This is a genomic window from Arboricoccus pini, from assembly GCF_900187945.1.
In the GTDB taxonomy this organism is placed as follows: Bacteria; Pseudomonadota; Alphaproteobacteria; order Geminicoccales; family Geminicoccaceae; genus Arboricoccus; species Arboricoccus pini.
Map to the genome: position 1 here is coordinate 288259 of NZ_FYEH01000002.1, position 24744 is coordinate 313002.

At 63.6% G+C, this 24744-nt stretch carries 22 protein-coding genes; 5 read left to right on the forward strand and 17 right to left on the reverse strand.

Annotated features, from left to right (window positions below; all coding sequences use genetic code 11):
• The gene (gene yajC, locus CFB17_RS04110) at nucleotides 1-396 is read right to left on the reverse strand and encodes a preprotein translocase subunit YajC (RefSeq protein WP_088560117.1); all 396 of its coding nucleotides are present in this window, start codon (nucleotides 394-396) and stop codon (nucleotides 1-3) included.
• 187 nt (nucleotides 397-583) lie between these two features.
• On the opposite strand from yajC, the gene CFB17_RS04115 reads away from it, so the two are divergent.
• Nucleotides 584-1447: an ATP-binding protein gene (locus CFB17_RS04115; protein WP_088560118.1), complete on the forward strand. Its 864-nt coding sequence runs from the start codon at nucleotides 584-586 to the stop codon at nucleotides 1445-1447.
• A 27-nt stretch (nucleotides 1448-1474) separates the two neighbouring features.
• A complete protein-coding gene (locus CFB17_RS04120) occupies nucleotides 1475-3274 on the forward strand; it encodes a chloride channel protein (protein ID WP_088560119.1) in 1800 nt (599 codons plus the stop codon).
• A 5-nt stretch (nucleotides 3275-3279) separates the two neighbouring features.
• On the opposite strand, the gene CFB17_RS04125 is transcribed toward CFB17_RS04120, so the two are convergent.
• The 13 genes from CFB17_RS04125 to CFB17_RS04185 form a co-directional block, all read right to left on the reverse strand.
• Nucleotides 3280-3777, reverse strand: a complete 498-nt coding sequence (locus tag CFB17_RS04125; protein ID WP_088560120.1) for a pseudoazurin — start codon at nucleotides 3775-3777, stop codon at nucleotides 3280-3282.
• A gap of 203 nt (nucleotides 3778-3980) precedes the next feature.
• Entirely contained in the window at nucleotides 3981-5006 is a 1026-nt protein-coding gene (locus CFB17_RS04130) for a LysM peptidoglycan-binding domain-containing M23 family metallopeptidase (RefSeq protein ID WP_088560121.1), read from the reverse strand.
• 146 nt (nucleotides 5007-5152) lie between these two features.
• Complete coding sequence (gene surE / locus CFB17_RS04135) at nucleotides 5153-5917, reverse strand: 5'/3'-nucleotidase SurE (protein ID WP_088560122.1); 765 nt, start codon at nucleotides 5915-5917, stop codon at nucleotides 5153-5155.
• Nucleotides 5910-7178 (reverse strand): serine--tRNA ligase, encoded by a 1269-nt coding sequence (gene serS, locus CFB17_RS04140; protein WP_088560249.1) that lies wholly within the window; start codon nucleotides 7176-7178, stop codon nucleotides 5910-5912. The genes surE and serS overlap by 8 nt, the downstream gene beginning before the upstream one ends.
• Before the next feature lie 88 nt (nucleotides 7179-7266).
• Entirely contained in the window at nucleotides 7267-8109 is an 843-nt protein-coding gene (gene tatC, locus CFB17_RS04145) for a twin-arginine translocase subunit TatC (RefSeq protein WP_088560123.1), read from the reverse strand.
• Nucleotides 8110-8115: 6 nt separating this feature from the next.
• Nucleotides 8116-8661, reverse strand: coding sequence for a Sec-independent protein translocase protein TatB (gene tatB, locus CFB17_RS04150; protein WP_088560124.1), 546 nt, complete (start codon nucleotides 8659-8661; stop codon nucleotides 8116-8118).
• Nucleotides 8662-8843: 182 nt separating this feature from the next.
• Nucleotides 8844-9428: an SMC-Scp complex subunit ScpB gene (gene scpB, locus CFB17_RS04155; protein WP_088560125.1), complete on the reverse strand. Its 585-nt coding sequence runs from the start codon at nucleotides 9426-9428 to the stop codon at nucleotides 8844-8846.
• Nucleotides 9425-10183, reverse strand: a complete 759-nt coding sequence (locus tag CFB17_RS04160; RefSeq protein ID WP_088560126.1) for a segregation and condensation protein A — start codon at nucleotides 10181-10183, stop codon at nucleotides 9425-9427. The genes scpB and CFB17_RS04160 overlap by 4 nt, the downstream gene beginning before the upstream one ends.
• Nucleotides 10177-10866 (reverse strand): site-2 protease family protein, encoded by a 690-nt coding sequence (locus CFB17_RS18890; protein ID WP_165769414.1) that lies wholly within the window; start codon nucleotides 10864-10866, stop codon nucleotides 10177-10179. The genes CFB17_RS04160 and CFB17_RS18890 overlap by 7 nt, the downstream gene beginning before the upstream one ends.
• A gap of 37 nt (nucleotides 10867-10903) precedes the next feature.
• Entirely contained in the window at nucleotides 10904-11920 is a 1017-nt protein-coding gene (nagZ, locus tag CFB17_RS04170) for a beta-N-acetylhexosaminidase (RefSeq protein WP_088560127.1), read from the reverse strand.
• 32 nt (nucleotides 11921-11952) lie between these two features.
• Nucleotides 11953-13569, reverse strand: a complete 1617-nt coding sequence (locus CFB17_RS04175) for an SPOR domain-containing protein (protein ID WP_088560128.1) — start codon at nucleotides 13567-13569, stop codon at nucleotides 11953-11955.
• 164 nt (nucleotides 13570-13733) lie between these two features.
• Nucleotides 13734-15482 carry an arginine--tRNA ligase gene (gene argS / locus CFB17_RS04180; RefSeq protein ID WP_088560129.1) on the reverse strand — a complete coding sequence of 583 codons (1749 nt, stop codon included), beginning with the start codon at nucleotides 15480-15482 and terminating at the stop codon, nucleotides 13734-13736.
• Complete coding sequence (locus tag CFB17_RS04185; RefSeq protein WP_243389718.1) at nucleotides 15482-16636, reverse strand: deoxyguanosinetriphosphate triphosphohydrolase; 1155 nt, start codon at nucleotides 16634-16636, stop codon at nucleotides 15482-15484. The genes argS and CFB17_RS04185 overlap by 1 nt, the downstream gene beginning before the upstream one ends.
• A 96-nt stretch (nucleotides 16637-16732) precedes the next feature.
• On the opposite strand from CFB17_RS04185, the gene erpA reads away from it, so the two are divergent.
• Nucleotides 16733-17083 (forward strand): iron-sulfur cluster insertion protein ErpA, encoded by a 351-nt coding sequence (gene erpA / locus CFB17_RS04190; RefSeq protein ID WP_088560131.1) that lies wholly within the window; start codon nucleotides 16733-16735, stop codon nucleotides 17081-17083.
• Nucleotides 17084-17184: 101 nt separating this feature from the next.
• On the opposite strand, the gene CFB17_RS04195 is transcribed toward erpA, so the two are convergent.
• Nucleotides 17185-17769 (reverse strand): biotin transporter BioY, encoded by a 585-nt coding sequence (locus CFB17_RS04195; RefSeq protein WP_088560132.1) that lies wholly within the window; start codon nucleotides 17767-17769, stop codon nucleotides 17185-17187.
• Between the two features lie 290 nt (nucleotides 17770-18059).
• On the opposite strand from CFB17_RS04195, the gene malQ reads away from it, so the two are divergent.
• Nucleotides 18060-20270, forward strand: a complete 2211-nt coding sequence (gene malQ, locus CFB17_RS04200; RefSeq protein ID WP_165769415.1) for a 4-alpha-glucanotransferase — start codon at nucleotides 18060-18062, stop codon at nucleotides 20268-20270.
• Between the two features lie 53 nt (nucleotides 20271-20323).
• Here malQ and CFB17_RS04205 read toward each other — a convergent pair whose 3' ends face one another.
• Nucleotides 20324-22132 (reverse strand): ABC transporter ATP-binding protein, encoded by a 1809-nt coding sequence (locus tag CFB17_RS04205; protein WP_165769416.1) that lies wholly within the window; start codon nucleotides 22130-22132, stop codon nucleotides 20324-20326.
• Nucleotides 22133-22425: 293 nt separating this feature from the next.
• Here CFB17_RS04205 and CFB17_RS04210 point away from each other — a divergent pair, with 293 nt between their 5' ends.
• Complete coding sequence (locus tag CFB17_RS04210; RefSeq protein ID WP_088560135.1) at nucleotides 22426-23259, forward strand: hypothetical protein; 834 nt, start codon at nucleotides 22426-22428, stop codon at nucleotides 23257-23259.
• Between the two features lie 22 nt (nucleotides 23260-23281).
• On the opposite strand, the gene CFB17_RS04215 is transcribed toward CFB17_RS04210, so the two are convergent.
• Nucleotides 23282-24589: an MFS transporter gene (locus CFB17_RS04215; protein WP_088560136.1), complete on the reverse strand. Its 1308-nt coding sequence runs from the start codon at nucleotides 24587-24589 to the stop codon at nucleotides 23282-23284.
• Nucleotides 24590-24744 lie beyond the last annotated feature (155 nt).

Here is a 24744-nt window from a genome sequence, read left to right on the forward strand (position 1 = left end):
TTACTTCTTGAAGAGCCGTCCGAACAGGCCGCCAGCTGTCTTCTGGCCGGTCTTGGCGGCATTGTCGTTGCTGGTATTGGCGGGCACCGGCTTGTTGACGATGTCGGATATGGTGGCCCGGGCGACTTTGACGACGACTCCCTGCGCGATCTCCACCATGATTGTCTTTTCGTCCTCGACTCGCGTGACCTTGCCAATGATCCCGCCCGAGGTAAGGACCTGATCGCCCTTCTTCAGGTTGTCGATCAGTTGTCGCTGCTGCTTGGCCTTCGCCTGCTGCGGCCGGATCAGGAGGAAGTAGAAGACCACGAAGATCAGGACGAGCGGCAGAATGGAGACGAACATGTCGCCGCCAGGCGCGGCAGCGGCCTGCGCATAGGCCGGTGAAATCAGCATGATGCCCTCTGGAACGAGACTGCGTTCAACGCAAGCTGGGGCGCGAGCGGGTGCCCGGCCAGTTGGCCGTGGACTATACCGGCCAAGACTTGCATTGCAACAAGCGCCGACTCCAAGGGTGGCGTCGACGAAGGCCAACAGGTATGCGGGGGCCAGCTTCTAACCATCTTTTACCGATGTGACGGCCATGACCCTCGACAGATCGGATCTCGCTCCCCTTCTCACGCGTATCGCCCAGGCCCTGGAGCGCCTGGCTCCGCCACCGCCGCCGCCCTTGCGGCTGGAAGGCGCGGATGCCTTTGTCTGGGAAGCGAAGGAAGGTCGTCTGCGCCCCGTGCCGGCAGTGGCCAGGGTGGAGCTGGAACTGCTGCGCGGCATCGATCGTGTCGCCGATATTCTGCTCGACAATACGCGCCGCTTTGCCAACGGGCTTCCCGCCAACAACGCGCTCCTCTGGGGCTCGCGCGGCATGGGAAAGAGCTCGCTCGTCAAGGCTGCGCACGCCAAGGTCAATACCGAGCGACCGGGCAGCCTGCTCCTGATCGAAATCCACCGGGAGGACCTCGAAAGCCTGCCCCGGCTCCTACACGAGCTCGGCCAGAGCGGCCGGCGCTGTCTGCTCTTTTGCGACGATCTCTCCTTCGACGAGAGCGAGACGTCCTATAAGTCGCTAAAAGCCGTCCTTGAGGGCGGCCTCGAGGGTCGTCCAGCCAACGTCCTGTTCTACGCGACCTCTAACCGCCGCCACCTGATGCCGCGCAAGATGATCGACAATGAACGCGCCGATGGGATCAATCCCGGCGAAGCGGTAGAGGAGAAGGTATCGCTCTCCGATCGCTTCGGTCTCTGGCTGGGCTTTCATCCCTGCAACCAGGACACCTATCTGGCCATGATCGAGGGCTATGCCGCGCATCATGGTCTAGCCGGTACGGCCGAGGAGCGGCGGCGCGAGGCCTTGGAGTGGGCGCAGACGCGCGGCAACCGCTCGGGTCGCGTCGCCTGGCAGTTCGTTCAGGACCTGGCCGGACGCCAGGGCAAAGCGCTGGCCTAGCGCCGCAGACCGGCTAAGTCTCTCTCGATGCGGACCGCTCAAGCCTTTCTGCCAGCGAGGTCGCGCATCCGCGCGTGGCTCCGCCTGCGGCGGCCACGCGGGCTCGACGTCGTCAACACGTTGATCGCCGGCCTCATCGGGGCCGGGATCGGCAGTGTGGTCCTGCTGTTGAGCAGGCTCGCACGGCTGAGCCAGAAGTTGCTCCTCGGCATCGTCTTCCATAACCGCGATGCACTCGACGTCACGCTCGAACTCATGCGTTTCGCCCCGGGATTCCTTGTGGGCGCCTTGGCCTGCGGCGTTGGCTTCTGGCTCGCCTCGCGTTTCGCGCGCGACGTCGTCGACGTCATCGAGGCCAATGCGCTTCATGGTGGCAACATTCCCTTTCGCTCCAGCCTGGCCTTCGCGCTTTTGAGCGCCCTCGCCGTTGGCACTGGCGCCTCGGTTGGCCAAGAGGGCGGCAGCACCCAACTGGCCGGTGCGCTTGCCAGCTGGGTTGCCAATTTGATCAAACTCGACCGGCGCACCCGCCGTGTCTTCGTCGCCGCCGGTGCCGCGGCGGCGATCACCGCCCTCTTCGACGCGCCGATCGCCGGCACGCTCTATGCCCTGGAACTCGTGTTGGGCGGCTATGCAGTGCGTGCGGCACCGATCGTCGGCGCCGCTGCCGCCGGCAGCGCTCTGGCCACCGGCCTGCTGGGGGGCGAAAATCAGCCCTTCGCGGCGATGCCGGCCAGCGTCGGGCCGATCAACTTCATAGCGGCCCTGCCGCTCGGCCTGCTGGCGGCCATAGCCGGCATTGCCATGATGCAGGCAACGCCCCTGGTCGAAAACAGCCTTCGCCGTCTGCGCATTCCCGCCTGGCTGCGCCCGCTGGCGATCTCTGCTTTGCTCATCCCGCTACTCTTCATGGTGCCTGCCGCAGCCGGCAGCGGGCATCGCACGCTGACGTTTCTATTAAACGTGGACCTTCCGGTCTCGGTCGTCCTTGGCCTCTTCCTGGCCAAGAGCATCGCCACCGCGCTCAGCCTAGGGGCTGGATTCAAGGGCGGTATGTTCAGCGCCTCACTCTTCGTCGGCGGCTGCCTCGGCGGCCTCTTTGCACATCTGGCTCCGCATCTCCTGCCGAGCGCCACAGCGCCCGACGGCGTCGCCATGGTGGTGATCGGCATGGCGGCGATGGCGGCCTCGGTCATTGGCGCGCCCTTCGCCATCGTGGCCCTCGCGATCGAAACGACGGGCAATCTCGATCTAGCACCCATGGCGATCATAGGAGTCGCCATAGCCTCGACCGTGACCACCATGTTCTTCGGCTATAATTTCGCCACTTGGCGCTTTCACCTGCGTGGTCTCTCGGTGCGCGGCCCCTACGATGTCGGTCGCCTCGCCGCCCATCACGTGCAGGATATCGTCGATGGCTCGATCACCAGACTTCATGTCGACGCCGATTTGGCGGCGATGACGGAAGCGACCGGTCGCCCGTCAGGGTTGATTGCGGTCCTCGATCGGCAGGGCCGACCCTTGAACCTCATCCATCGCCAGGCACTTCGCATGGCTCTCGAGGCAGCACCCGAGCGACTCGAGGCAACCGGCCTCCTGGCGGGCGAGCCGCCGCCCAGCATCGAGACGACGGCACCACTGAACGCCTTCGTTCGCATGCTGGACCGGACCAATTCCCATCTGGCGATGGTTGTCGATCCGCTCAGCGGGAGCTTCATCGGTCTCGCCCGCGAGGAGGATGCACTCAAGCGCCTCCTCGCCACCATGGAGGCGATCCGCCAGGACGATCTCGGCCCGGCGCCCGCCGCACGTCCCGAGAGAGCGTGACGCGCTTATCTGGCAGCCAGCGTCGTCGGCGAGGGCTGCACGGCCTCGGCGGCCTTGATCTCAGCGGCCTTGTCCAAAAGCTCGGAAAAGGCCTTCTTGGCCTTGCCCATCTGCTTGACCTGCCGGGCCGCCTCGAGATTATGCGTATCCTTGCCGACGACGATCAGGCCCACCATGCCCATGCCATAATGGGGCTCGCATTTATAGCCGTAGATGCCGGGCTTATCGACGACCACGCTGATCTCCTGACTGAGCCTGCCTTTCCATTCGGCGGCCCCCTCGGGCAGCATGCCCTTCATCGACACCGAATCATGCCCCTGGTCCGCTGCGACGAACTTGATGGTGTCGCCAGGGGCCGCCTCGACGAAATTGGGCTCGAAGACCATGTAACCACCGTCGGCGCCTTTGTTCAGCATCTTAATTTCGATCTCGGCCGCCTGCAACGGTGAACCCACGCCCAACATAATGCCGGCCGCGAAAAGCGCATTGCGAATATTGATCATCTAGTACCGTCCATCTTGCCGGCCGGCAATCCAAGTTATCTTAGGAAATACGTCGATATCCAGCGCCGTTTCTTAAGAATTGGATTGTTCTAAGTTAAGCCGGTTCTTATTGTTGACGGCATGACTTAAAGTATTCTTTCGCCATCGGCCACCTGACGATTGGCCGCAGGCAATCCCCTGAAGAGCGTGGGATAGAAAAGACCTCAGCGGCTGGCGATCTGGTCCGGGGGGCGATCGGTCAGTTGCGTCGTGGGATCCAACGCCTTGCGGCCGGCGCGAAGTTCGAAATGCAATTGCGGACTGGTGACCGCCCCCGTAGCACCCGACCGGGCGATGATCTGGCCTCGTTTCACGGATTGGCCGATCGAGACAAGCAAGGTCTCGTTATGGGCGTAGGCTGTCGTAAAGCCACTCGCGTGCTGGATCAGCAACATATTGCCGAAGCCGGCGATGCTGTCGCCGGCAAAGACGACGATGCCATTTTCCGCGGCGACTACCGGCGTTCCTTCCGGTACACCGATATTGATGCCGTCATTGCGCTGCCCGTTTGCCTTCGGCCCGAAGGTCTGCACGATCTTGCCGTTCGCCGGCCACATGAACCCCTCGCCCGAAAGCGGCGGCGGCTTGGTGACGGCCGCCTTGCGCAGGGCTTTGGAGTCAGCCGGCGCCACGGGAACGGGTGTTGGCGCCGCTGCCGTCCTGGTCCTGCCGGTCAAGCGCACGGGAGCAGCCTCGGCACTGGCTACCTGTTCGGACTGCAACCGCGTGAATGCCGGCCGCGAGGCTGGCGGCAACGGGTTCACTGCTGGCGCCGTCGCGGTACTGGCGGTCGTCCTAGGAGTGCTCATCGGCGCAGGACGGCTCGCCGGCTTGAAAGCCGCGGGCACCGCACGCGAGACCGCGGGCCGGGCGGCCACCATGCCGCCAGCACGCCCCGGGATCCGCAACGCCTGCCCAACCAGAATCCGGTCGGGATCGCTCAAAGCGTTGACGGCGATCAATCGTTCGGGCGCTACCCCATGGGCAGCCGCAATCGTTCCGATCGTATCGCCGGCACGGACGAGATAGAGATCGGATGAACCGGCGCCCCCACCGGCGGCAGACCAAGTGCGCGGCTCGTAGGTCGTGCAACCGACTAACAGTGCCAGGAGTTGCACTACCAGGATGAGCCTAGCGGGCTTACCGACCAGCCGGCCGGCCTGCGGCGACGTCGCGTGCCTGGTTCTCATCGCGCTTTCGATGCCTGCCGGTGTGCCATCAGCATAAATTATGACCAGATGGCTTAAGGCTTCAAGGTAAAGAGCGGCAAATCAAGGGTTTTTACGCGTTGTGCGGCGTGGGTGTTGCACACACGCGTCGCCATCGACGCATGCCACTAGCCGCGTAGCGCCTTTTCGACGACCTGCAGGCTCGGATAATGCGTCATGTTGAGGTGGATCGGGGTCACGGAAATCCAGCCTTCATTGACAGCGGCAATGTCAGTACCGTCCCGCCAGGCATCGTCCTCCCGCTGCAAGCCGATCCAGACATAGGGTACGCCGCGCGGGTCCAGCCGCTCGATCAATTCATCGCCGAGCTTGCGCTTGCCCTGCTCCGCGACCTTGACGCCCTTGACCTCACTGGCGGCGCAGTCGGGAAAATTGATGTTAATGAGCACATCGTCAGGCCAGGGCATTGCCGTCAGCCTGGAAATCAGATCTGGGGCGTGTGCCAATGCCAGCGACCAGTCGATCTCCTCCTGCCGGCGCCAGACCTGGCTGAAAGCGATGGCCCTGGTCTTGAAAAGCGTGGCCTCCATGGCAGCTGCGATGGTGCCGGAATAGGTAACGTCCTCACCGATATTGCTGCCGTGATTAACGCCCGAGAGGACGAGATCGACCGGCTTGCCCGGGATGAGATGCTGGAGGCCCAGAAGCACGCAGTCGGTGGGTGTACCGTCGACCGAGAAGCGCTGCTCGCCACGATGCCGATAGCGGAGCGGCCGGCGCAGCGTCAGCGAATGCGCGGCACCGCTATTGTTGAGATCGGGTGCAATCGTCCAGACATCGTCGCTGATGCGGTGCGCGATCTCCTCAAGCGCCTCGATGCCGGGTGCCTCGATGCCGTCATCGTTAGTGACAAGAATGCGTGGATCAGGCATGGGGCACCAGCCGATCGAAGCCCGTATAGGGTCTGAGCGCGTCGGGAATGGTCACGGAACCGTCCGCCTCCTGGTAATTTTCGACAATGGCGACGAGGGTACGGCCGACGGCTAGGCCCGAACCGTTTAGCGTATGCACGAAGCGCGTCTGCTTGCTCGACGCTTGGCGATAACGCGCATTCATCCTGCGCGCCTGGAAATCGCCGCAATTGGAGCAGGAGGAAATCTCGCGATAGCTGTTCTGCCCCGGCAGCCAGACCTCAATGTCATAGGTCTTGCGTGAGGCAAAGCCGGTATCGCCGCCGCAAAGAAGGACGACGCGGTAGGCCAGCCCCAACTTCTTGAGGATCGATTCGGCACTGGCCAGCATACGCTCATGCTCCTCCGCCGATTGCTCCGGCGTCGTGATGCTGACCAGTTCGACCTTGGGGAACTGGTGCACGCGGAACATGCCGCGCGTGTCCTTGCCGGCCGCCCCCGCCTCCGAGCGAAAGCAGGGCGTCAGGCTCGTGAAGCGCAGCGGCAGGAGCGCCTCATCGACGATCTCCTCGCGGACGAGATTGGTAAGCGGCACCTCCGCTGTGGGAATGAGCCAAGGGCCAGCCGTCGTCCTGAACAGGTCCTCGGCGAATTTCGGCAACTGGGCCGTGCCGAAGAGCGCCTCGTCGCGGACGAGGAATGGAACGGAGGTTTCGCTATAGCCGTTTTCAGTGGTCTGCACGTCCAGCATGAGTTGGCCAATGGCGCGCTCAAGCCGTGCCATTTGGCCGCGCAGGACGGCAAAGCGCGCCCCGGAGAGCTTGGCGCCGGCCGCCATGTCGAGGCCCAGCGACTGGCCCAGATCGGCATGGTGGGCGGCCTTGTTGACTAAGAGCGGACTACCCTCACGTCTGAGCTCGACATTGTAGCTATCATCCGGTCCGTCCGGCACCTCATCCATGAGGATGTTGGGATAGGAGGCCAGAGCCTCGTCCAGCCTGGCCTGGGCCTGACGCTGTTCCTCTTCGCCGAGGCGCAGCCCGTCCTTGAGGGAGGCGACTTCCGCCATGAGTGCGCCAGCATCCGCACCCGTCCGCTTCAACTCGCCGATTTCCTTGGAGAGCCGGTTGCGACGCTGCTGCTCGTCCTGCAGGCGGGTCTCGACCTGCCGTCGTTCCTGATCGAGTGCCAGCAGCAACGCGGCCGCCGGCCCCTGCCCCCGACGTGCGAGGGCACGGTCGAAGGCATCGGGGTTCTCGCGCAGCCATTTGAGATCGAACACGGGCTGAAGATCTTTCGTACAGGCGTGGCCAAAAAGCGGGAGCCCTTTTAAAGGGCGCCCCGCCTTGTCGATCAAAACCTCTTCAAGCTCAATCCTTGTAGAGGTCGTCGTCCTTGGGCTCGCCGCCCAGGGCCTCGCCGAGTTCACGCGCGGCCGTCGCCAAGTCACGCTCGCGCTTCTTTTCGAAGCGAGCGACCAGGAGGATCGAAATTTCGTAGAGGAGAAGCAGCGGGATCGCCATGCCACACTGACTGATGACGTCAGGCGGCGTCAGGACGGCGGCGGCGATGAAGACGCCGACCACCGCATAGCGTCGGTTCCGCCTGAGGCCAGCGGCCGTAATGATGCCGACACGGCCCAGTAAGGTCAGTGCCACCGGCAACTCGAAGGCGATGCCGAAGCCGAAGATCAGCTTCATCACCAGATCGAGATATTCGCTAACCCTGGCCTCGAGCTGGATCGGCAGTGAGCCATCGACACCCGCCGTCTCGAAGCTGACGAAAAAATGCCAGGCCATCGGAAAGACGAAATAATAGACAAAGGCGCCGCCCATGAAGAAGAGGATGGGCGTGGCGATCAGGAAAGGTAGGAAGGCCTGCTTTTCGTGCCGGTAGAGGCCGGGCGCAATGAACATCCAGATCTGGATGGCGATGAAAGGAAAGGTAATGAAGGCGCCAGCGAAAAAGGCCACCTTCAGGTAAGTGAAAAAGGCTTCCGTGAGGCCCGTATAGATCATGCGCCGACCGGTTTGGCCCTCGTAGACCACCGCCAGGGGATGCACGAGGAACGCATAGATCTTGTCGGAGAACAGATAGCAGACGACGAAGCCGATCGCGAGGGCGCCCACGGCGTACATCAGTCGATTGCGCAGCTCGAGCAGATGCTCGATCAGCGGCATTTCGCGATCGTCAATGTCCTTGATGATGTTCATCCTGGCTCAGCTCGGCTTCTTGTCTTCGACATGATGCGGGAGCGACACACTCTCCCGCTCAGTGCTGGCCATGATGGTATCCTCCGGTTCCGGCGAGGTTTTGTCCGGTGCCGCCGGCTGATATCGGGGGGCATCGATGGTGGGATCCTTGTCGCTCGCCACGGTTTCGGGCGGCGGCGAACCCGGCAGATGCTCGGGCGGCCCGGCCTCGATCGCCTTCGATGCCTCAGCCTTGGGAGCACCCTCGACCGGCTTGGCCGGTCCCTCCTTGAGGTCGAAAGCCCGCTTGAGCTCGCCGTCCGGATCAACCATGTCGCGGATCGTGTTCTTCAGATTGCTCGGCCTTGCCTTATCGAGCGACTGACGGATCTCGTCCAGTTCGGCCTCCCGCACCATGTCATCGAATGAGCGCTGGAAATCGCGGGCGATGCTGCGCGCCTTGCCCGTCCACTTGCCAACTTCACGAATCACCTTGGGCAGATCCTTGGGGCCGATGACGATGAGCGCCACGACCATGATCACCAGGATTTCCGACCAGGACATATCGAGCATGGATCAGGGCCTCCTTCAGGCCCGGTACCGAAGGTCGTCGCGCACGCGCATCGACCCATTCAGGACGAAAGACCAGGGTTAGACCTCATGTGAAGCAAGAGATGCAAGACCGCCAGACCGACCAACCGCCTTTTGACAAAAATCCCCTGAATCCGCAATGTCACGGCTCTTGCACCTGAGCCTCACGCGGAGGGCTCGGCGGGCGGATTGAACAGCCCCGCGCCCTCCAGTTCCTCGAGCCTTGGCAGGTCCGAGAGCGACTGAAGGTCGAAATGATCGAGAAAGCCCGGCGTCGTCACCCAGGTGACCGGCCGGCCAGGCGCATCGCGTCGCCCTTTGGGCGTCACCCAGCCCGTGTCGACCAGCAGATCCAGCGTGCCGGCGCTTATCGCCACGCCCCTGATCGCCTCGATCTCAGCGCGGGTGACCGGCTGGCGATAGGCGATGATCGAGAGCGTCTCCATGGCGGCCTTGGAAAGCCGCCGCTTCGGCCGTAGGACGCGGGTGAGATGAGGGGCAAGCTCGGGAGCGGTGCGAAAGGCCCAGCGCCCTTCCCGTCCCTCCAGTCTGATTCCGCGACCGACATAATCCGCCCGCAGGCTATGGAGCAGGGTCAAGGCATCGCCCAGGGCGCCCAGTTGAGCTTGAATTTCACGCTCGCTCAGAGGCTCTGGGCTGGCAAACAACAGGGCTTCGACGATCGCCTTGGCGTCGACCTTCGCCGGCTCGCCGGCTGCTTCGGTCTCCACCAGGTGAATGGCGCTCATGGTCGACGGCGCACCAGGATCGGCCCGAAAGCCTGCTGCTGCAAAAGCTCGATCTCGCCCGAGCGGGCCAGTTCGAGCGAAGCCACCAGACTGGTGGCCACCGCCGCCCGCCGTTCCACCGCCGAGGCCAGCTCGGGCGGCAGGAAGGAGCGTAATTCACGCCAATCGCTGCCGGTCAGGAGCTGAGACAGCCGGGCCAGCGCGACGTCGACGGTCATGAAACGGTGGCGCGGCAGGCGGATCCTCGCGACCTCCTGGCGCTTGGCAGTGACCCCATAGGCTCGAAGCAACGCACCGAGCTCAGCCACGAAGACGGGAACGGTCTCCTTCGGCAGCGGCTCCTCCGCCCCGCGCGCGAACCGTGCCGTTCCCAGTGCTGCCCGCTCCTCCAGCCAGAGTGCAGCGTGGCGGATGGCCTCCAGCGCGCGCAGACGGGCCGCCAATGCCTCGGCCATCGTCGCGGCATCGGGATCGGCGTTGGCATCACGAGGCAAGAGCAGTTGCGATTTCAAGTAGGCCAGCCAGGCTGCCATCACGAGATATTCAGCGGCAATTTCGAGCTGCTTGGCCCGGGCTGCCTTCAGGTAATCCAGATATTGATCGGCCAGGGCCACGAGCGAGATCTTCTTCAGATCGAGCTTTTGCGCCCGTGCCAGTTCAAGGAGGAGGTCGAGCGGTCCTTCGAACTCGTCGAGCGCCACTACGAAAGCGCTGACATCGCTCTTGGCCGCCTCGCTCTGGCCCAAGGCTACCATCCAGCGATCCGAAAGATCAGGCTCGATACATAGTCGACGACCGGCAAAAGAACGCTCGCGAGCGGATTGAAGCTGCTGCCCATCTGGCTCGCCAGAAAGGGGATGATGAAGACGAGGCCGATGACGATCGGCAGGCCATAGCGCTCGAGCTGGGCATAGCGCCAAGCATAGACAGGGGGCAGCACACCCACCACGACCCTACCGCCGTCTAGGGGCGGGATCGGAATCATATTGAAGCAGGCAAGGACAACGTTGATCAGGACAGCGTTGGCAAGGTTGCTGGCCACCCAGGCAGCCAGCGTTCCTGGCAGCAGGAACGCCGGATGCAGAAGGATGGCAGCTGCCAGGGCCATGAGGACGTTGATCCCGGGCCCGGCCAGCGCCACCCATATCATGTCGCGCTTGGGCTGCCGAAGACGGCCGAAATTGACCGGCACGGGCTTGGCCCAGCCGAAAGCCACTGTCCCGCCCGAGAGCAAAAGCAACAGGCCCGGCAGGATGAGCGTGCCAAAGGGATCGACGTGGCGGATCGGGTTGAACGTCACCCGCCCCAGTTGCCGCGCCGTGTCGTCGCCGAATTTCTCCGCCATCCAGCCATGCGCTGCCTCATGCAGCGTGATTGCCGTCACCATCGGCAAGAGCCAGACGGAAAGTGCCTGGCCGATCTGCGTTAGCGTCATCATCGCTTGTTCGACCGCTTTCTCGGCTGCCCTAAGCCGTTCATGCAGCGATCGCCAGAAGGGCCTGAAGACGCTCGAAGTCTGCCTCGAGCATTGTGCTCGGCGCTAAAGCGACACTGGGAGCCGGAACCGCTTGTCGCCAGAGGGCAGCACGAGCACTGGGCATGAAGGGAGCCTCGTTCAATATCCGCGTCGATTCCGACAGTCGCCCATGGCAATAGAGGGCAAGGTCGCACCCTGCGGCGACAGCCAGGGAGGCTCGCTCCTCGAGCGACCCGGATAGCGCCTCCATGCTCAGATCGTCGCTGATCAGGATGCCGGCAAAGCCGATCTCGCCCCGGATGATCTCGCTGATGATCGCGGGGGATTGCGTCGCCGGCCGATCGGCGTCCAAGGCCTTGAAGAGCAGATGCGCCGTCATCGCCAGCTTGGCGTCGTGGCACATCTTGAACGGCACGAAATCATGCTCTCGCAATGCTGCCAGGGACGCGGTGACGACCGGCAGCTCCATATGGCTGTCGCTCTCCGCCCGACCATGGCCCGGCAGATGCTTAATGACCGCCGCAACACCAGACGAGCTCAGACCGGTCATCAAGGCCCGGCCAAGCTCGCCGACCAGCACTGGGTCACTGGCGAAGGCGCGATCGCCGATCGCCTTGGTCGTCGTGGGGCCGGAGACATCCAGGACAGGGGCGCAGTCGACCGTGATGCCCGCCATGGAAAGGTCGCCGCCGATCAGGGCGCCTGCAAGGCGTGCTGCCTCCAGGCCAGCCTGCCTGTCGACCGACGCCAGTCGACCGATCGTCCCCATAGCCGGGAGCGGACGCCAGCGGGGCGGACGAAGGCGCATGACCCTGCCGCCTTCCTGATCGATCAGGATCGGCAGATCCGTGTCGCCCGCAGCGATGCGCACGGCGTCGCAGAGTTCGCGCAATTGGCGTGGATCCACGCAATTGCGGCCAAACAGGATCACGCCTGCCGGCTGTCCACGGCCCAAAAGATCATGCTCTTCGGCCAGCAGCCTGGGACCGGCCAATGAGACGACGACCGCCCGCATCGGCCGCGGATTCGCAGGCGATGCCAAGGCTGTCAACGGGTCGCACCAACGACGAAGCAGTCAGAACCGGCGGCGCGCAGGATCTGGCATGTCTGGGCCGCCTCATCTCGCGCTGCAAATGCGCCCGCCTGCACGCGCACGACGTGGGCCGTGCCGATCTGGGCCTCGACATAGTTGACCGGCAATGTCGCGACCGCTGGATTGCGCTGGCGAATGATGCGCCAGGCATCCTCAGCCGCCTGACGACTGCCTACGGCCGCCAGTTGGACACGCCAAGCACCTCCCGCCGGAAGCGGTGCCGGTGCCGGTGCCGAAGGCGCGGGCAAGGCAGCAACCTGCGTCGACGGCGAGGCGGTAGCGGGCGTTGGGGTCCGGCCATTGGATGGAAAGAGGCTGCGCGGTGCGCTGGCACCACCGACCGTCGCCTGCGATGATGGACGGACGGTAAGCGAAGGCGTCGGCGGCGGTGTCGTGGCTTGCGAGGGCGCCGCGGATGCCGTTCCCGAGGACCCGGCGGGAGCCGGTTGCTGCCGCGGGGAGACCGGCATCGCAGAGGTGGTTGTCGCGGGATTGGTGCGCGACGCGCTGATATCGGCGCGCGATGGCGCTGGCGATGCGGGCGTGCTCGCCTGCTGGCTTCCAACTGCGGCGGGCTGCGGCGCAGCGCTCGCGGGTGCAGCCGGGACGGGACCGAGTGGCGGCGGCTCGAGGAGGGCCAGGTCAACCTGGCTGTCGGCCCGCTCGCGCAGCCCGGGATCCGCTTGATCGAGACTCATGGGTGCGGGCCCTCCACGCGGCATGATCTTCTCCACCCGGGCATCGTCGCCACGACCGGAGAAGACCCCCATGACGTTGGAGCCTTCGCTCGCGAGGTCGGCGCCGCCACCCGCATCTGGCGGCTCTTTGTAGGGTTTGTCAGGGGCGCGCACGAGCGGCACCTCGCCGGAGAAGCCCAATGTTTGACGATAGCCCAGATAGACGACGGTGCCGAACAGACCGAACACCAGCGCGGCCAAGACGCCCACGATGATCGTCTTGCGTCCGATGAGCGGCCGCGATCGGTCCTCGGCCATGATGTGACGCACGCCGCTGGCCGTACCTTGCTCGAGGCCGCGCAGGCCTGGATTGCCTGTGAGCTCACTTTGCGCAGCGCCGACCGGCTCGACGGAGCGGCTGCGAGGATCGCGGCCATAGGGCGCAGCACCGGCAGGGCTCCCCATCTCGCGCGGGCCCGTCTCGCCCTCGCCCAGGCGTCCTGGCGCGGCTTGCCCCCTTGCCGCATCTGCCCGGCGCTGTGCGCCCCGGGCGAAGATATTCTGTCGCAAAGCCGGGGATGGTGTCGCGGGACCGGAGAGGCCTGGACGACGCGGGGCGTCGTCGAGCGCTCTGTCCTGGCGAGCAATGTCGCCGGCACCGGGCGGACGCATGTTGGCGGCATGACGCGGGCGAAAGCCGCCGACACCAGGGGCCGGTCCGTCCACGCCCTGAGAGGGCCGGCCGGACGCCTGTCGGAAGCCATCGGCGTGGGAACCTTGATCAGACGGACGACTCTCTTGGCTTGAGGACTCCTCATCCTGCCGACCTGCTTCCCGCCGATAGCGGGCAAAGGCGGGCGGCTTGTTTCTGTTCTCCTCCATCTCGGCCCTCATGCAAGGTCCCGTCGTCCCGCGTGGCAGCGACGACAACGAGACCACATCCTCAACTCCACGCGGCGGCGACCGCTCGGCATCTGCTCCTAGGCGACCTTAGCACAATTCTCGGCCAGGGCATCTTTCGCGGTAGTAGTCGGCCCTACGGCTACCCGGCTGCAGGCTCAGTGCATCTCCTCGACCGGCTCGACGCCAATCAGCTTAAGCCCCGCCGCCAGCACGGTCTGAACAGCAGCCAGCATCGCCAGTCGCGCGGCGGTAAGACCGGCATCCTCCGCCACGATAAAACGCAGTTCCTGCCGTTCCTTGCCCGTCGTCCAAAGAGCATGGAACTGGCCGGCAAGCTCGTGCAGGAAGAAAGCGATGCGATGGGGCTCCCTCGCCTCCGCTGCCTGCGTCACGATCCGCGGAAAGCCCGCCGCCTGTCGGATAAGGGCCAATTCCAGCGGATCACTCAAGCGGTCGAGATCGGCAGCCATGAGGGCGGGCGGCCCGGTCTCGATCCCCTCGCCCGCCGCGTTACGGAAGACGGAGCTGATGCGCGCATGGGCATATTGGACGTAGAAGACGGGATTGTCCTTGGACTGCTCCTTGACCTTGACGAGGTCGAACTCCAGAGCGGCGTCGTTCTTGCGGGTCAGCATGATGAAACGAAAAACGTCCTTGCCGACCTCGTCGACGACATCCTTCAAAGTGACGATACGACCCGCGCGCTTCGACATCTTGAGCGGCTGACCGCCGTCCATCAGCTTGACGAGCTGACAGAGCATCACGTCCAGGCGGGCCTCCTCCTTGGACAAGGCCCGCACACCCGCCTGCATCCGCTTGACGTACCCGCCATGATCGGCCCCTAGGACATCGATCATGGCGTTGAAGCCACGCTCGTACTTGTCGAAGTGATAGGCAAGGTCAGCGGCGAAATAGGTCCAGGCGCCATTCGAGCGCTTGAGCGGGCGGTCGATATCGTCGCCATAGGCAGTGGCGCGGAAAAGCAGTTGCGGCGTTGGCTCCCAGTCCTCGATGGGCTTGCCCTTGGGGGCCGGCAGCACGCCCTCATAGATCAGCCCCTGCTCATCGAGCCTGGCCAGCGCCGCGTCGACCTCGCCACCGCTGCGCAGGCGCCGCTCGGAACTGAACACGTCGTGATGGATGCCCAGAGCCGCGAGATCCCCCTTGATGCGCCGCATCATGGCCTGCACGGCTTCCTGGCCGAAAGCCTCGAGCCATTCTTCTTCTGGCGCCATCACCCAACGATCGCCATCGCGCCTGGCAATGGCCTCGGCGACGGGCACGAGTTCGGCCAGCGGGTAGTAGCCGGCGGGCAACGGGCCGACATCCATGCCCAATGCCTCGCGGTAGCGATGGTGGATCGTGCGCGCCAGGGTGTCGATCTGCGCACCGCCATCGTTGATGTAATATTCGCGCGTGACCTCGTAGCCGACATGCTGAAGGAGGCTGCTCAAGGCATCGCCAAAGACGGCGCCGCGCGCATGGCCGACATGAAGGGGGCCGGTCGGGTTGGCGGAACAAAACTCGACATTGACCTTCTGGCCGCCGCCCTGATCGCTGCGGCCATAAAGTGCACCTGCCGCCAGGATATCCGGCACGCGCCGCAGCCAGAAGCTCCGGCGCATCGAGAGATTGACGAAGCCGGGGGCTGCCGCCACTGCGGCATCCACCTCGGGTGCTCCTTCCAGGGCAACGGCTAGTGCAGCGGCTATGTCCATGGGCTTGGCACCCGCCGCCTTGGCCAGGATGAGAGCCGCATTCGTCGCGGCATCGCCATGCGCGGCGTCACGTGGTGGCTCGACCTGGACGCGCGCCAAGTCCTGTCCTTCCGGCAGGACACCCTGCGCCTGAAGCTGGCCTAGGGCTGCCGTTACCAGAGCCGAAAGATCGTCGAAGGGGTTCATCAGCGGTCGCGCGTGGTTCGAAATAAACGATCGTATTCATCGAAGGCGTAACGGTCCGTCATGCCGGCGATATAGTCGCGCACGGCATCGGCCGTCTGCTGCGGCTCACCACCTTCCGGCTGCCAATGGGTAGGCAAGCAGTCCGGCTCGGCCATGAAGAGCTGGACCAGATTCCGGACGATGGACCTTGCCTTCGACGACATGCGATTGACCTTGTAGTGGCGATACATCCGCTTGCGCAAGAAGGCGCGAAGAGCGGCAATTTCGGCCGCCATGCCGGGCGAGAAGGCAACAACGGGTGATGAGGCCGCGCGTATCGCCGCGAGGTCGGGCGAAGGCGCGCCGCCCAGTGCGGCGAGATTATGTCTTGTCCGCACGATGATGTCGGTCACCATCTGGTCGATCAGGCGGCGTATGACCTCATGATGAAGCCGCCGCTGGTCGATCGGGCCATAGAGGCCCCGAACGGTTGTCGTCGTCTCGGCGACGAGAGCTACGTCTCGCAGGTCGTCAAGGTCGAAAAAGCCGGCGCGCAGCCCGTCGTCCAGGTCGTGATTACAGTAGGCGACATCGTCCGCCAGCGCTGCCGCCTGTGCCTCGACGGGACCTTGCTGCCGCAGCAAGCCCGCGGCGGCAACCGGATGACGCGCTATGGCGCCAGGCAAGGGTTCGGCCAGCGGGCCGTTATGCTTGAGCACCCCTTCCAGGGTCTCGAAGGTCAAGTTCAGCCCGTCGAAGCTCGCGTAACGCTGCTCGAGCCGGGTCAAGACCCTGAAGGTCTGAACATTGTGATCGAACCCGCCATACGCCGCCAATTCCTCCGCCAGCGCCCGCTCGCCTGCGTGGCCAAAAGGCGGATGGCCGAGATCGTGGGCCAGCGCTACGGCTTCGCCGAGATCGGTGTCGCAACCAAGGGCGCTGCAAAGCGTGCGGGTTATCTGCGCGACCTCAAGCGAGTGGGTCAGCCGTGTGCGGAAATGATCGCCCTCACCCGAGACGAAGACCTGGGTCTTGTTCTCGAGGCGGCGAAATGCCGTCGAATGGACGATGCGGTCGCGATCCCGCTGAAAGCAGCTGCGCAGGCCCTGTCCCGGCTCGACCAAGGCGCGTCCGGCACTTGCCTCGGCAAGGCAGGCGAAGCTGGCTAGCGTCAATGGAAGATGCCTTTGCACGGCCTGCGACAGAGCGAGTCTTCAACAGACCGAGGCTTGCGCCTAGATATAGGGTTCAGGCTCATGGGACAGGAACGCATGACGACCACTCTCGAAAGGCCAGCACCGCTGCTCGTCACGGCCAATGCCGCGCGGCGCATCAAGACGATCCTGGAGGCCGAAGGACGGCCGGGGCTCAGGCTGCGCATCGCGGTCTCTGGTGGCGGTTGCTCGGGCTTTCAATATGGGTTCGATCTCGACGACAAGGAGGAGCCCGGCGATATCGTCATCGAAAAGGCGGGTGCCACGGTCGTCGTCGACGGCATGTCGTTGATGTATGTCCTGGGCGCGGAGCTGGATTTCGTCGAGGACATGACCGGCTCTTATTTCCGCATGGCCAATCCCAACGCGGCCTCATCCTGCGGCTGCGGCAATTCGTTTGCAATCTAGGCGTCAACGCGAAGGAATTGCTGACTGCCGCAGGCCCGTTCATCGTTCGGCCCAGAGAGCGGCCGGGACGTTCTGCCCGGCCCGCCTCAAGATCGTCGTGCTCAAGCTTGGCGCTTGAGGTCCGCTCCGGTCACCTTCACGGCCGCCACCACGAGGGCCGCCTTCAGGAGGCCGCCCACGACGAAGGGCACAACGCCGGCAGCAAACGCCCGCGACACGTCGCCCAGCAGGACGGCCAGCCACGCAGCGCCGAGAACCAGGCAAAGCCCCTGGACAGTCGCCATGGCGAAAAACGGCAGCACGATGCCCTTAGTGAAAAGGCCGCGTTCGGCGGCGTAGCCCGAAATCATGGCCATGACCGGGAAGGCCAGCAAATATCCTGCGGTCGGACCCATGAAGTGCGGCAGACCGCCGGTACCGCTCGCCAGGACGGGAAGACCCAAAGCTCCTTCGGCCAACCAGGCCAGAACCGTGACGCCACCCAGCGCCCACCCGCCCAGCGCACCTACCAGCACCACCGCGAAGCTTTGCATCGTGATGGGCACCGGGAACATCGGCACCGAGATCCAGGACGCCGCCGCGAGCAGGGCGGTGCCGAAGAGCACGGCAAAAAACTTCACTGTGTACGAAGCGTCGCTCAAGGCGAACGGATGCGAACGGCCCGCGGGCGACAATGGCTGACCCATCTGCGAAAAATCCCTCTTTAAGCGACGGCCATGTTTAGCTGGCGATGATGGGGCGCAAAATCGAGGATGTCAGGCGCCCGGTCAAGGAGCGATCCGTCGACCCGGCGCCGCATCGCCGTGCTTGCTGTCGTCCCGTGAGCGGGACCTAGGCATTCACAGTTGGAACCATTGATCCCCCGACCTGATTCCAGCAGGTGTGGCGTGTCCGACCGGACCTTGCCGAACGAGCATCGCCCGGTTGAAATCGCACAAATGTGGTCATGCCGACCGCCAACGGAGGGATCACTCCCATGACCGACATGTCGACCCTCCACAGGCTAGCCAGCCGGGCGGGGGTGCAGCTGACATTCTGGGATGCCCGCGGTCAGGAAATGCACGCCACCGATGAAACCCTGCGCGCCTTGCTGGCAGCGATCGGCCTCGATTCACCGGACGAGGCGGCAGCATGTCGGCATCTGGAGGCACTGGATGAGCGGCAAGATGCTGGCCCAATGCCGCCTGTCATCGTTGCGCGCCTCCTGGGCGATCCGCTGAGGATTGGTCCCGTCGCTTTGACCGAGGGGACGGCCTGGCGGCTCGAACTCGAGGACGGCCAGTCACTCGAGGGCGAGCTAGCCGGTGGCATCATCACCCTGCCGCCCGACCTACCGCCCGGCTACCATCAGCTCTTGGTCACCGATGCTCGTACAATGATCATCCTGGCACCGAGCCGATGCTGGCTGCCACCGACGCTCGATAAGGGTGGCAAGACCTGGGGCATCACGGCGCAACTCTATCTGCTACGTAGCCAGGGCAATTGGGGGATCGGCGATTTCAGCGATCTCGTCCGGCTGACCAAGATCGCAGCGGTAGAAAAGGCCGATGCGATCGGCCTCAATCCGCTGCACGCCCTGTTCCTGGATACGCCGGAATCGGCCAGCCCCTACTCGCCTGCGTCGCGGCTCTGGCTGAACCCGCTTTATATCGACATTGAGGGTATTCCCGAATTGCGGGCGGACGAGGCTACGCAAGCGCTGCTGGCAGCGCCGGCATTCAAGGCCAACCTGGCCGAGGCCCGCTCTACCCCGCAAGTGACCTATGCGCGGGTCGCCGCCCTTAAATTGGCCGCTCTCCATTCGCTCCACAGGCATTTCGCCGAGACCGCAACGGAGCAGCGCAAGCATGCCTTTGCCCGTTTCAAGAAGATGCACGGGCAGGACCTGCGCCTTTTCTGCGTCTTCCAGGCGCTCCGACTGCGCAAGGCCGGCCTCGATCCGGCAATGCCCGATTTCAGCAGCATCGATCACGCCGCGGCCCACTGGCGCAACTGGGAGCCCGAATTGCAGGAGGCGCGAAGCGCTGCGGTCGACGACTTTGCGACGGCCCACGCCGAGCTCGTCGATTTTATTGCTTGGCTGCAATGGGTGGCAGACGGCCAGCTTGCGGCCGCCGCTGGTATCGCGCATGACCTCAAGCTCGAGATCGGGCTCTATCGCGATCTGGCCGTGGGCGCCGATGCCGGCGGAGCGGAGACATGGATCGATCCCTCGGTGGTCGTGGCCGGCGCCCATGCCGGCGCCCCGCCCGATATCTTCAACCCGAATGGCCAGGATTGGGGCCTGCCCCCGTTCAATCCCCGCGCACTCCGGCTCGAGGCCTATCGAAGTTTCATTCAATTGGTGAGCGCCAACATGCGCCATGCAGGCGGCCTGCGCATCGATCATGTGCTCGGCCTGCAGCGTCTATGGTGGGTGCCAGCCGGCAAGAGCGCCCGGCATGGAGCCTACATGACCTATCCATTCGACGACCTGGCAGCGATCCTGGCCCTTGAATCGCATCGGCATCGATGTCTGGTCGTCGGCGAAGATCTAGGAACCGTCCCTGAGGGCTTTCGCGCCAAGATGGCCGACTATGGCATTCTTTCCTATAAACTCCTGTTTTTCGAGCAGGATAGCGCCGGCAACTACCTGCCGCCCGCGGCCTATGCTTCGGCCGCCATGGCGACGGTGAGCAGCCACGACCTGCCGACCCTGGCCGGCTGGTGGGCGGCAGAAGACATCAAGATCCGAGAGGATCGGCATCTCTACAGCGATCCCGAAGAGGGTCCGCGGCAGCGTCGCCAGCGGGAAGCGGACAAGGCTGCTCTCCTCGCGGCCCTGAGCCAAGCGGGCCTGATGACAGGCGATCGTCGGACGCGTGGGCTATCCGTCCAGGGTGGGCAGGACGGAGGCAGCACAGCCGGAGCCGAGCTCCAGTCCGGCCAGGATCCGGCCACGCCGGTCGATCCTGACGATCTGTCACTGGCCGTGCACAGCTTCCTGGGTCGCAGTCATTCGGCGATAGCAATGGTGCAAGTCGACGAATTGATGCGGGAGACGGCCCAGGTGAACCTGCCCGCGACAACAGATCAATACCCAAACTGGCGCCGCAAGGCGGCGATGACGCTCGAGGAACTGGAGGAGAGCGGCTGGGCCAGGGAGCTGATGCAGACCCTGGCCCAGGCCCGCCACCATCAGGATTAGCGAGGCTCTAGGCATAGGCCGCTCGGCTCGTGCCTGAAGCGTGAGGACAAGGCTCAGGCGCGCTGCAGCTCCTGCGGCGCCAATTGCTCCGAGATCGCGGCAATGTCCTGCGGCGACGAGACAAGACGGGCCTGGCCGTCCTGGATGCGATAGACGAGATCGGCGACCTCACGCCATTTCGGCTGGTGCGAGACGGCCATCACGGTCAGGCCCGTCTCGCGGCAAAGGTCGCGGATACGCTCGCAGATCTGTGCTTCGGTCGCCGGATCAAGCCCGGTCGTTGCCTCGTCCAGGATGAGCAGACGCGGTTTGTGAAGGATGGCGCGGGCAATCGAGATCCGCTGCCGCTGGCCGCCGGAGAGGAAATTGCCGCGCTCGCCGACAACGGTCATGATGCCGTCGGGCCGAGCGGTGACGAAATCCCAGGCACCCGCCGCCTTCAACGCTTTCTCGACCTCATCCGCGGTGATCCCCTCTTCCCAGAGGGCCACGTTGTTAAAGATGGTATCGTGGAAGAGCGTGATCTCCTGCGGCACATAGCCGACCGACCGGCGCCACAGCCGGACATCCAGTGTCATGAGTTCATCGTCGTCGATCATGACGCGACCAGACTGGGGCTGGTGCAAGGCGACAATCAGATCGACGATCGTCGACTTGCCGATGCCGGAGGGTCCGGAAATCGCCGTGATCTTGCCCGAGGGAATGAAGAGGTCGAGGTTGCGCAAGACAGGCTGCTGACCGTAGCCGAAGGTGATGCCCTCCAGCTTGATAGCGCGCTCGAAATGCGGCTGCTTGGTCCCCAGGGTCTCTTCGGCGTGCGATTCGATCTGCTCCAAGAGGCCGCTTAACGACTTATAGCCGTCGAACGCCTGGTAGAAGCGGGTCAGGTTGCGTTGGATCGGCCCCAGTACCGCCAGCGTCCGCACGAGCAGCAACGACATGATCATGATGGCGGTGGGCGAGAGCGCCATCTTGTGGAGGGCGAAGAAGAAGCCGAAGGCAAGCAGGATGCCGATAACCGGCTCCTGCAGCTCGGCGGCATACTCGCCACTCATCACGCGCGATTTGAGGCTTTTGGCCATCATCCGCGCTTGACGTTCGAAGAGCAACGCGAAGCGATCCGTGCGGCCCATGGCGCGGATCTGCTTGAAGCCGATCATGGCGTCGGTAAACTGTGCCGCATGCGTGTTCATGCGGCTGCGATGTGCCTTGCCTTCCTCGCGCGCGTTCTTCACGAGCCGGCCAAACGACCCAAACATCATGATCGTAATGAAGATGATGAGGACTAGAAGCTGCCAGGAAAGCAGGGCCGCAAGTGTAAGGAAGAGCAAGGAAGTGAGGCTGGCGGCGATAATCGTCGTGACGATCGCAAAGCATTCGCCGATGGCGGCCGCCTCCGAACCGGTCGCGTGGACGAGCCGCCCCAGCGGCTGGCTGATGAAAAAGCCCCAGCGTGCCTCGAGAATGGATTTGGTCAGACGGATCTGGAAATCGCGGCTGATCCTGCCGACCAGATTGGTCACATGCTTCATGATGAGGATGCCGACCACCGCTTTCAGCGTGAGGCCGACCACGACGACGATAAGGATCGCATAGGCGGCAAAGGGCAGGCCCACAGCGGCAAAGAGCTTCTCCACCCCTAGCGAGACGCCCTTGGCCTCCCTGGCACCCGACGCCGTGGCGAGCAGCGGAATGATCATACCCATCCCGCATAGTTCGAGGATGCTCGACAGAAAGAGGCCGCCCACGACGATGAAGCGCTGCATCGGTGAGACGAGCCGCAGCACCTCGAGAAAAGCGCCGAGTCCTGTTAGGAGTCGGCGCAGGCGCCCCACTGGAGCGTTCTGCACAGCGTCGGACATGAGCGGAGCTTGGAAAACCTCGACCTTGAAACCAGACGTCCTTATTGACGTCTCAATGGAACGGGTGGGCTCTATAAAAGGTTTACGAGCGTCTAGGCCAGCGTTCAGTAACGGCAACATAGGGGAACGCCAGCATGGTTCAGTTCCATTCGTAATCATTACGCATAGGTACGCATACCATCGGATGCCCTTAGCCCAGGACCTAAAGGATGCGATGTTTGCGCTAATCAACGGTAGACGTCGCGGAACGATCCCGCTACCCCAACCCTATATCGAATTCTGACAGAGGGGCGATGACCCGGATAGCTGTCGTGACGACGTTCAACGAGGCATCCTACGACGGCTACGCAGGCAGGATGCTCGATACGTTCGATCGCTTTTGGCCGGGCGATATCCGCCTTCTTGCCTATAGCGAGCAGTTCAAACCGCCCGTTAAGAGCGATCGCATCATTTTCCGCGATCTTCTAGATGCGTCCCCCGAACTTGTCGCCTTTCGCGAGCGTCATCGTGACAACCCGCGTGCCAATGGCCGTGCCTCGCGCCGTCTGCGGTTGCGTGTGGAGTGGCGCAAGCCAAAAATTCGCGTCCTTCGGGTCTGCGAGGCAGATTCGTTCATGTGGCAGGCGGTACGCTTCAGCCATAAGAGCTTCGCGATTTTCCATGCGGCGGCGAATTGCGACGCCGATATACTCTATTGGCTCGACTCCGACGTTATCACCCGCCAAGCCATCCCGGACAGCTTCATCGCGCAGATGATGCCGGCCAATGCCATGCTGAGCTACATCGCCCGCCGCAAATTTTCCGATTGCTGCCTGACCGGCTTCAATCTGCGCCATCCCTTGATGACCAGCTTCATGGCATCATTCCGCCACCTCTATGTGGCGGACGCACTCTTCAAATATCCCCAGTATCATGATTCCTACCTCTTCGACGTGATGCGGAAGCGGTATGAGCGCATGGGGGCCGTGAACCATGACTTGGCACGAGGTGTGGGCCAAGCGCACGGCCATGTCTTCGACCATTGCGACCTCGGCATCTATCTCGATCACCTTAAAGGGGCGCGAAAGGATATGAACCCGCCGCCCGAGCCGGTCTTCAAGAGCCTAGCCGGAGCCTCCAGCCTCTAGCCGATCCGGCACGCCCGAACGGTCAATCCAGCGACAGCAGATCGAGGTTGGCGGTCTCGCGCATGCTGCAGACGGCAAGAAAGCTCAAGAGCCCTGCCGCAGTCACGTAATAGCCGACATAGCTGAGCCCGCCCCGGTCGACCAGGATCTGCGCGACATAGGGCGCAAGCGAGCCCCCGAGGATGCCGCCCATATTGTAGGCGATCGAGGCGCCGCTATAGCGCACACGCGTCGGGAAAAGTTCCGGCAGCAAGGCGCCCATAGGTGCAAACGTCACCCCCATGAGGCCCAATTCCAGGACGAGGAAGAGGTAGACGCCAAGTAGGCTGCCGCTACCGAGCAGATACGGCAGCGACAGCCCCGAGAGAGCAGCGGCTAACGAACCCACAAGCAGAATTGGCCGCCGGCCGTAGCGATCCGAAAGATGCCCCGAGATCGGCGTGGCGATGGCCATCGCCGGGATGGCAAAACAGAGAAGCGTGAGAAAGGCGGAACGCGAGATGCCAAGCGCGCCAACGCCATGGCTCAAGGCAAACACGGTCGAAATGTAGAAGAGGGCATAGCAGACGACCATGGCAAGCGAGCCCTGCAGGACCGGCAGCCAATGATGACGAAAGAGACTGACAAAAGGCACGCTCTCCGGCGGCGCGCTCGCGAGGACGCGGCTAAATGCCGGCGTCTCGCTGATCTTCAAACGCACATAGAGGCCGATCGCCACTAAAACGAAACTCGCAAGGAACGGCACGCGCCAGCCCCAGGCACGAAACTGGGCATCGTCGAGAAGAAAGAGAAGGGCTAAAAAGAGCCCGTTTGCCATGATGAAGCCGACCGAGGGCCCAAGCTGGGGAAACATGCCATACCAAGCCTTGCGTCCGGCAGGCGCGCTCTCGGTTGCGAGAAGCGCTGCTCCACCCCATTCGCCGCCAAGCCCAATGCCTTGAAGAAAGCGCAAGAGACAGAGGAGGATAGCGGCCGCGACGCCGATCTGCTCGTAGCTAGGCAGGACGCCGATCAGGGTGGTCGAGAGGCCCATCACCAGAAGCGAAGCGACCAGCGTCGATTTTCGACCGATCCGATCGCCGAAATGCCCGAAAAATGCCGAGCCTAGCGGGCGCGCTAAGAAAGCGATTCCGAATGTCAGGAAGGCGTTCAAGGACTGTGATGCAGAATCGCCAGGCGGAAAGAAGATAGCGCCGACGACAAGCGCGGCCGCGGTTCCATAGATGTAGAAATCGTAGAACTCGATCGCCGTACCGATAAGGCTGGCCGTCGCAATGCGGCCCATGCCGTCAGACGAACTCGACACAGCGGGCAGCGTTTGTGTTGCCATGAAATGGCCTCCCCTCGGACCGCCTGCGGTCACGTCTATTCGTTAGGAGACGCTCGCTAATGTCTTTTGGGTCACAAGAAAAGGGGCGCCATGAGTAGCGCGTCGATTTTCGACCAGCCGACCGGTCCTACGAGACTGTTGCGCGAAGGTACGCT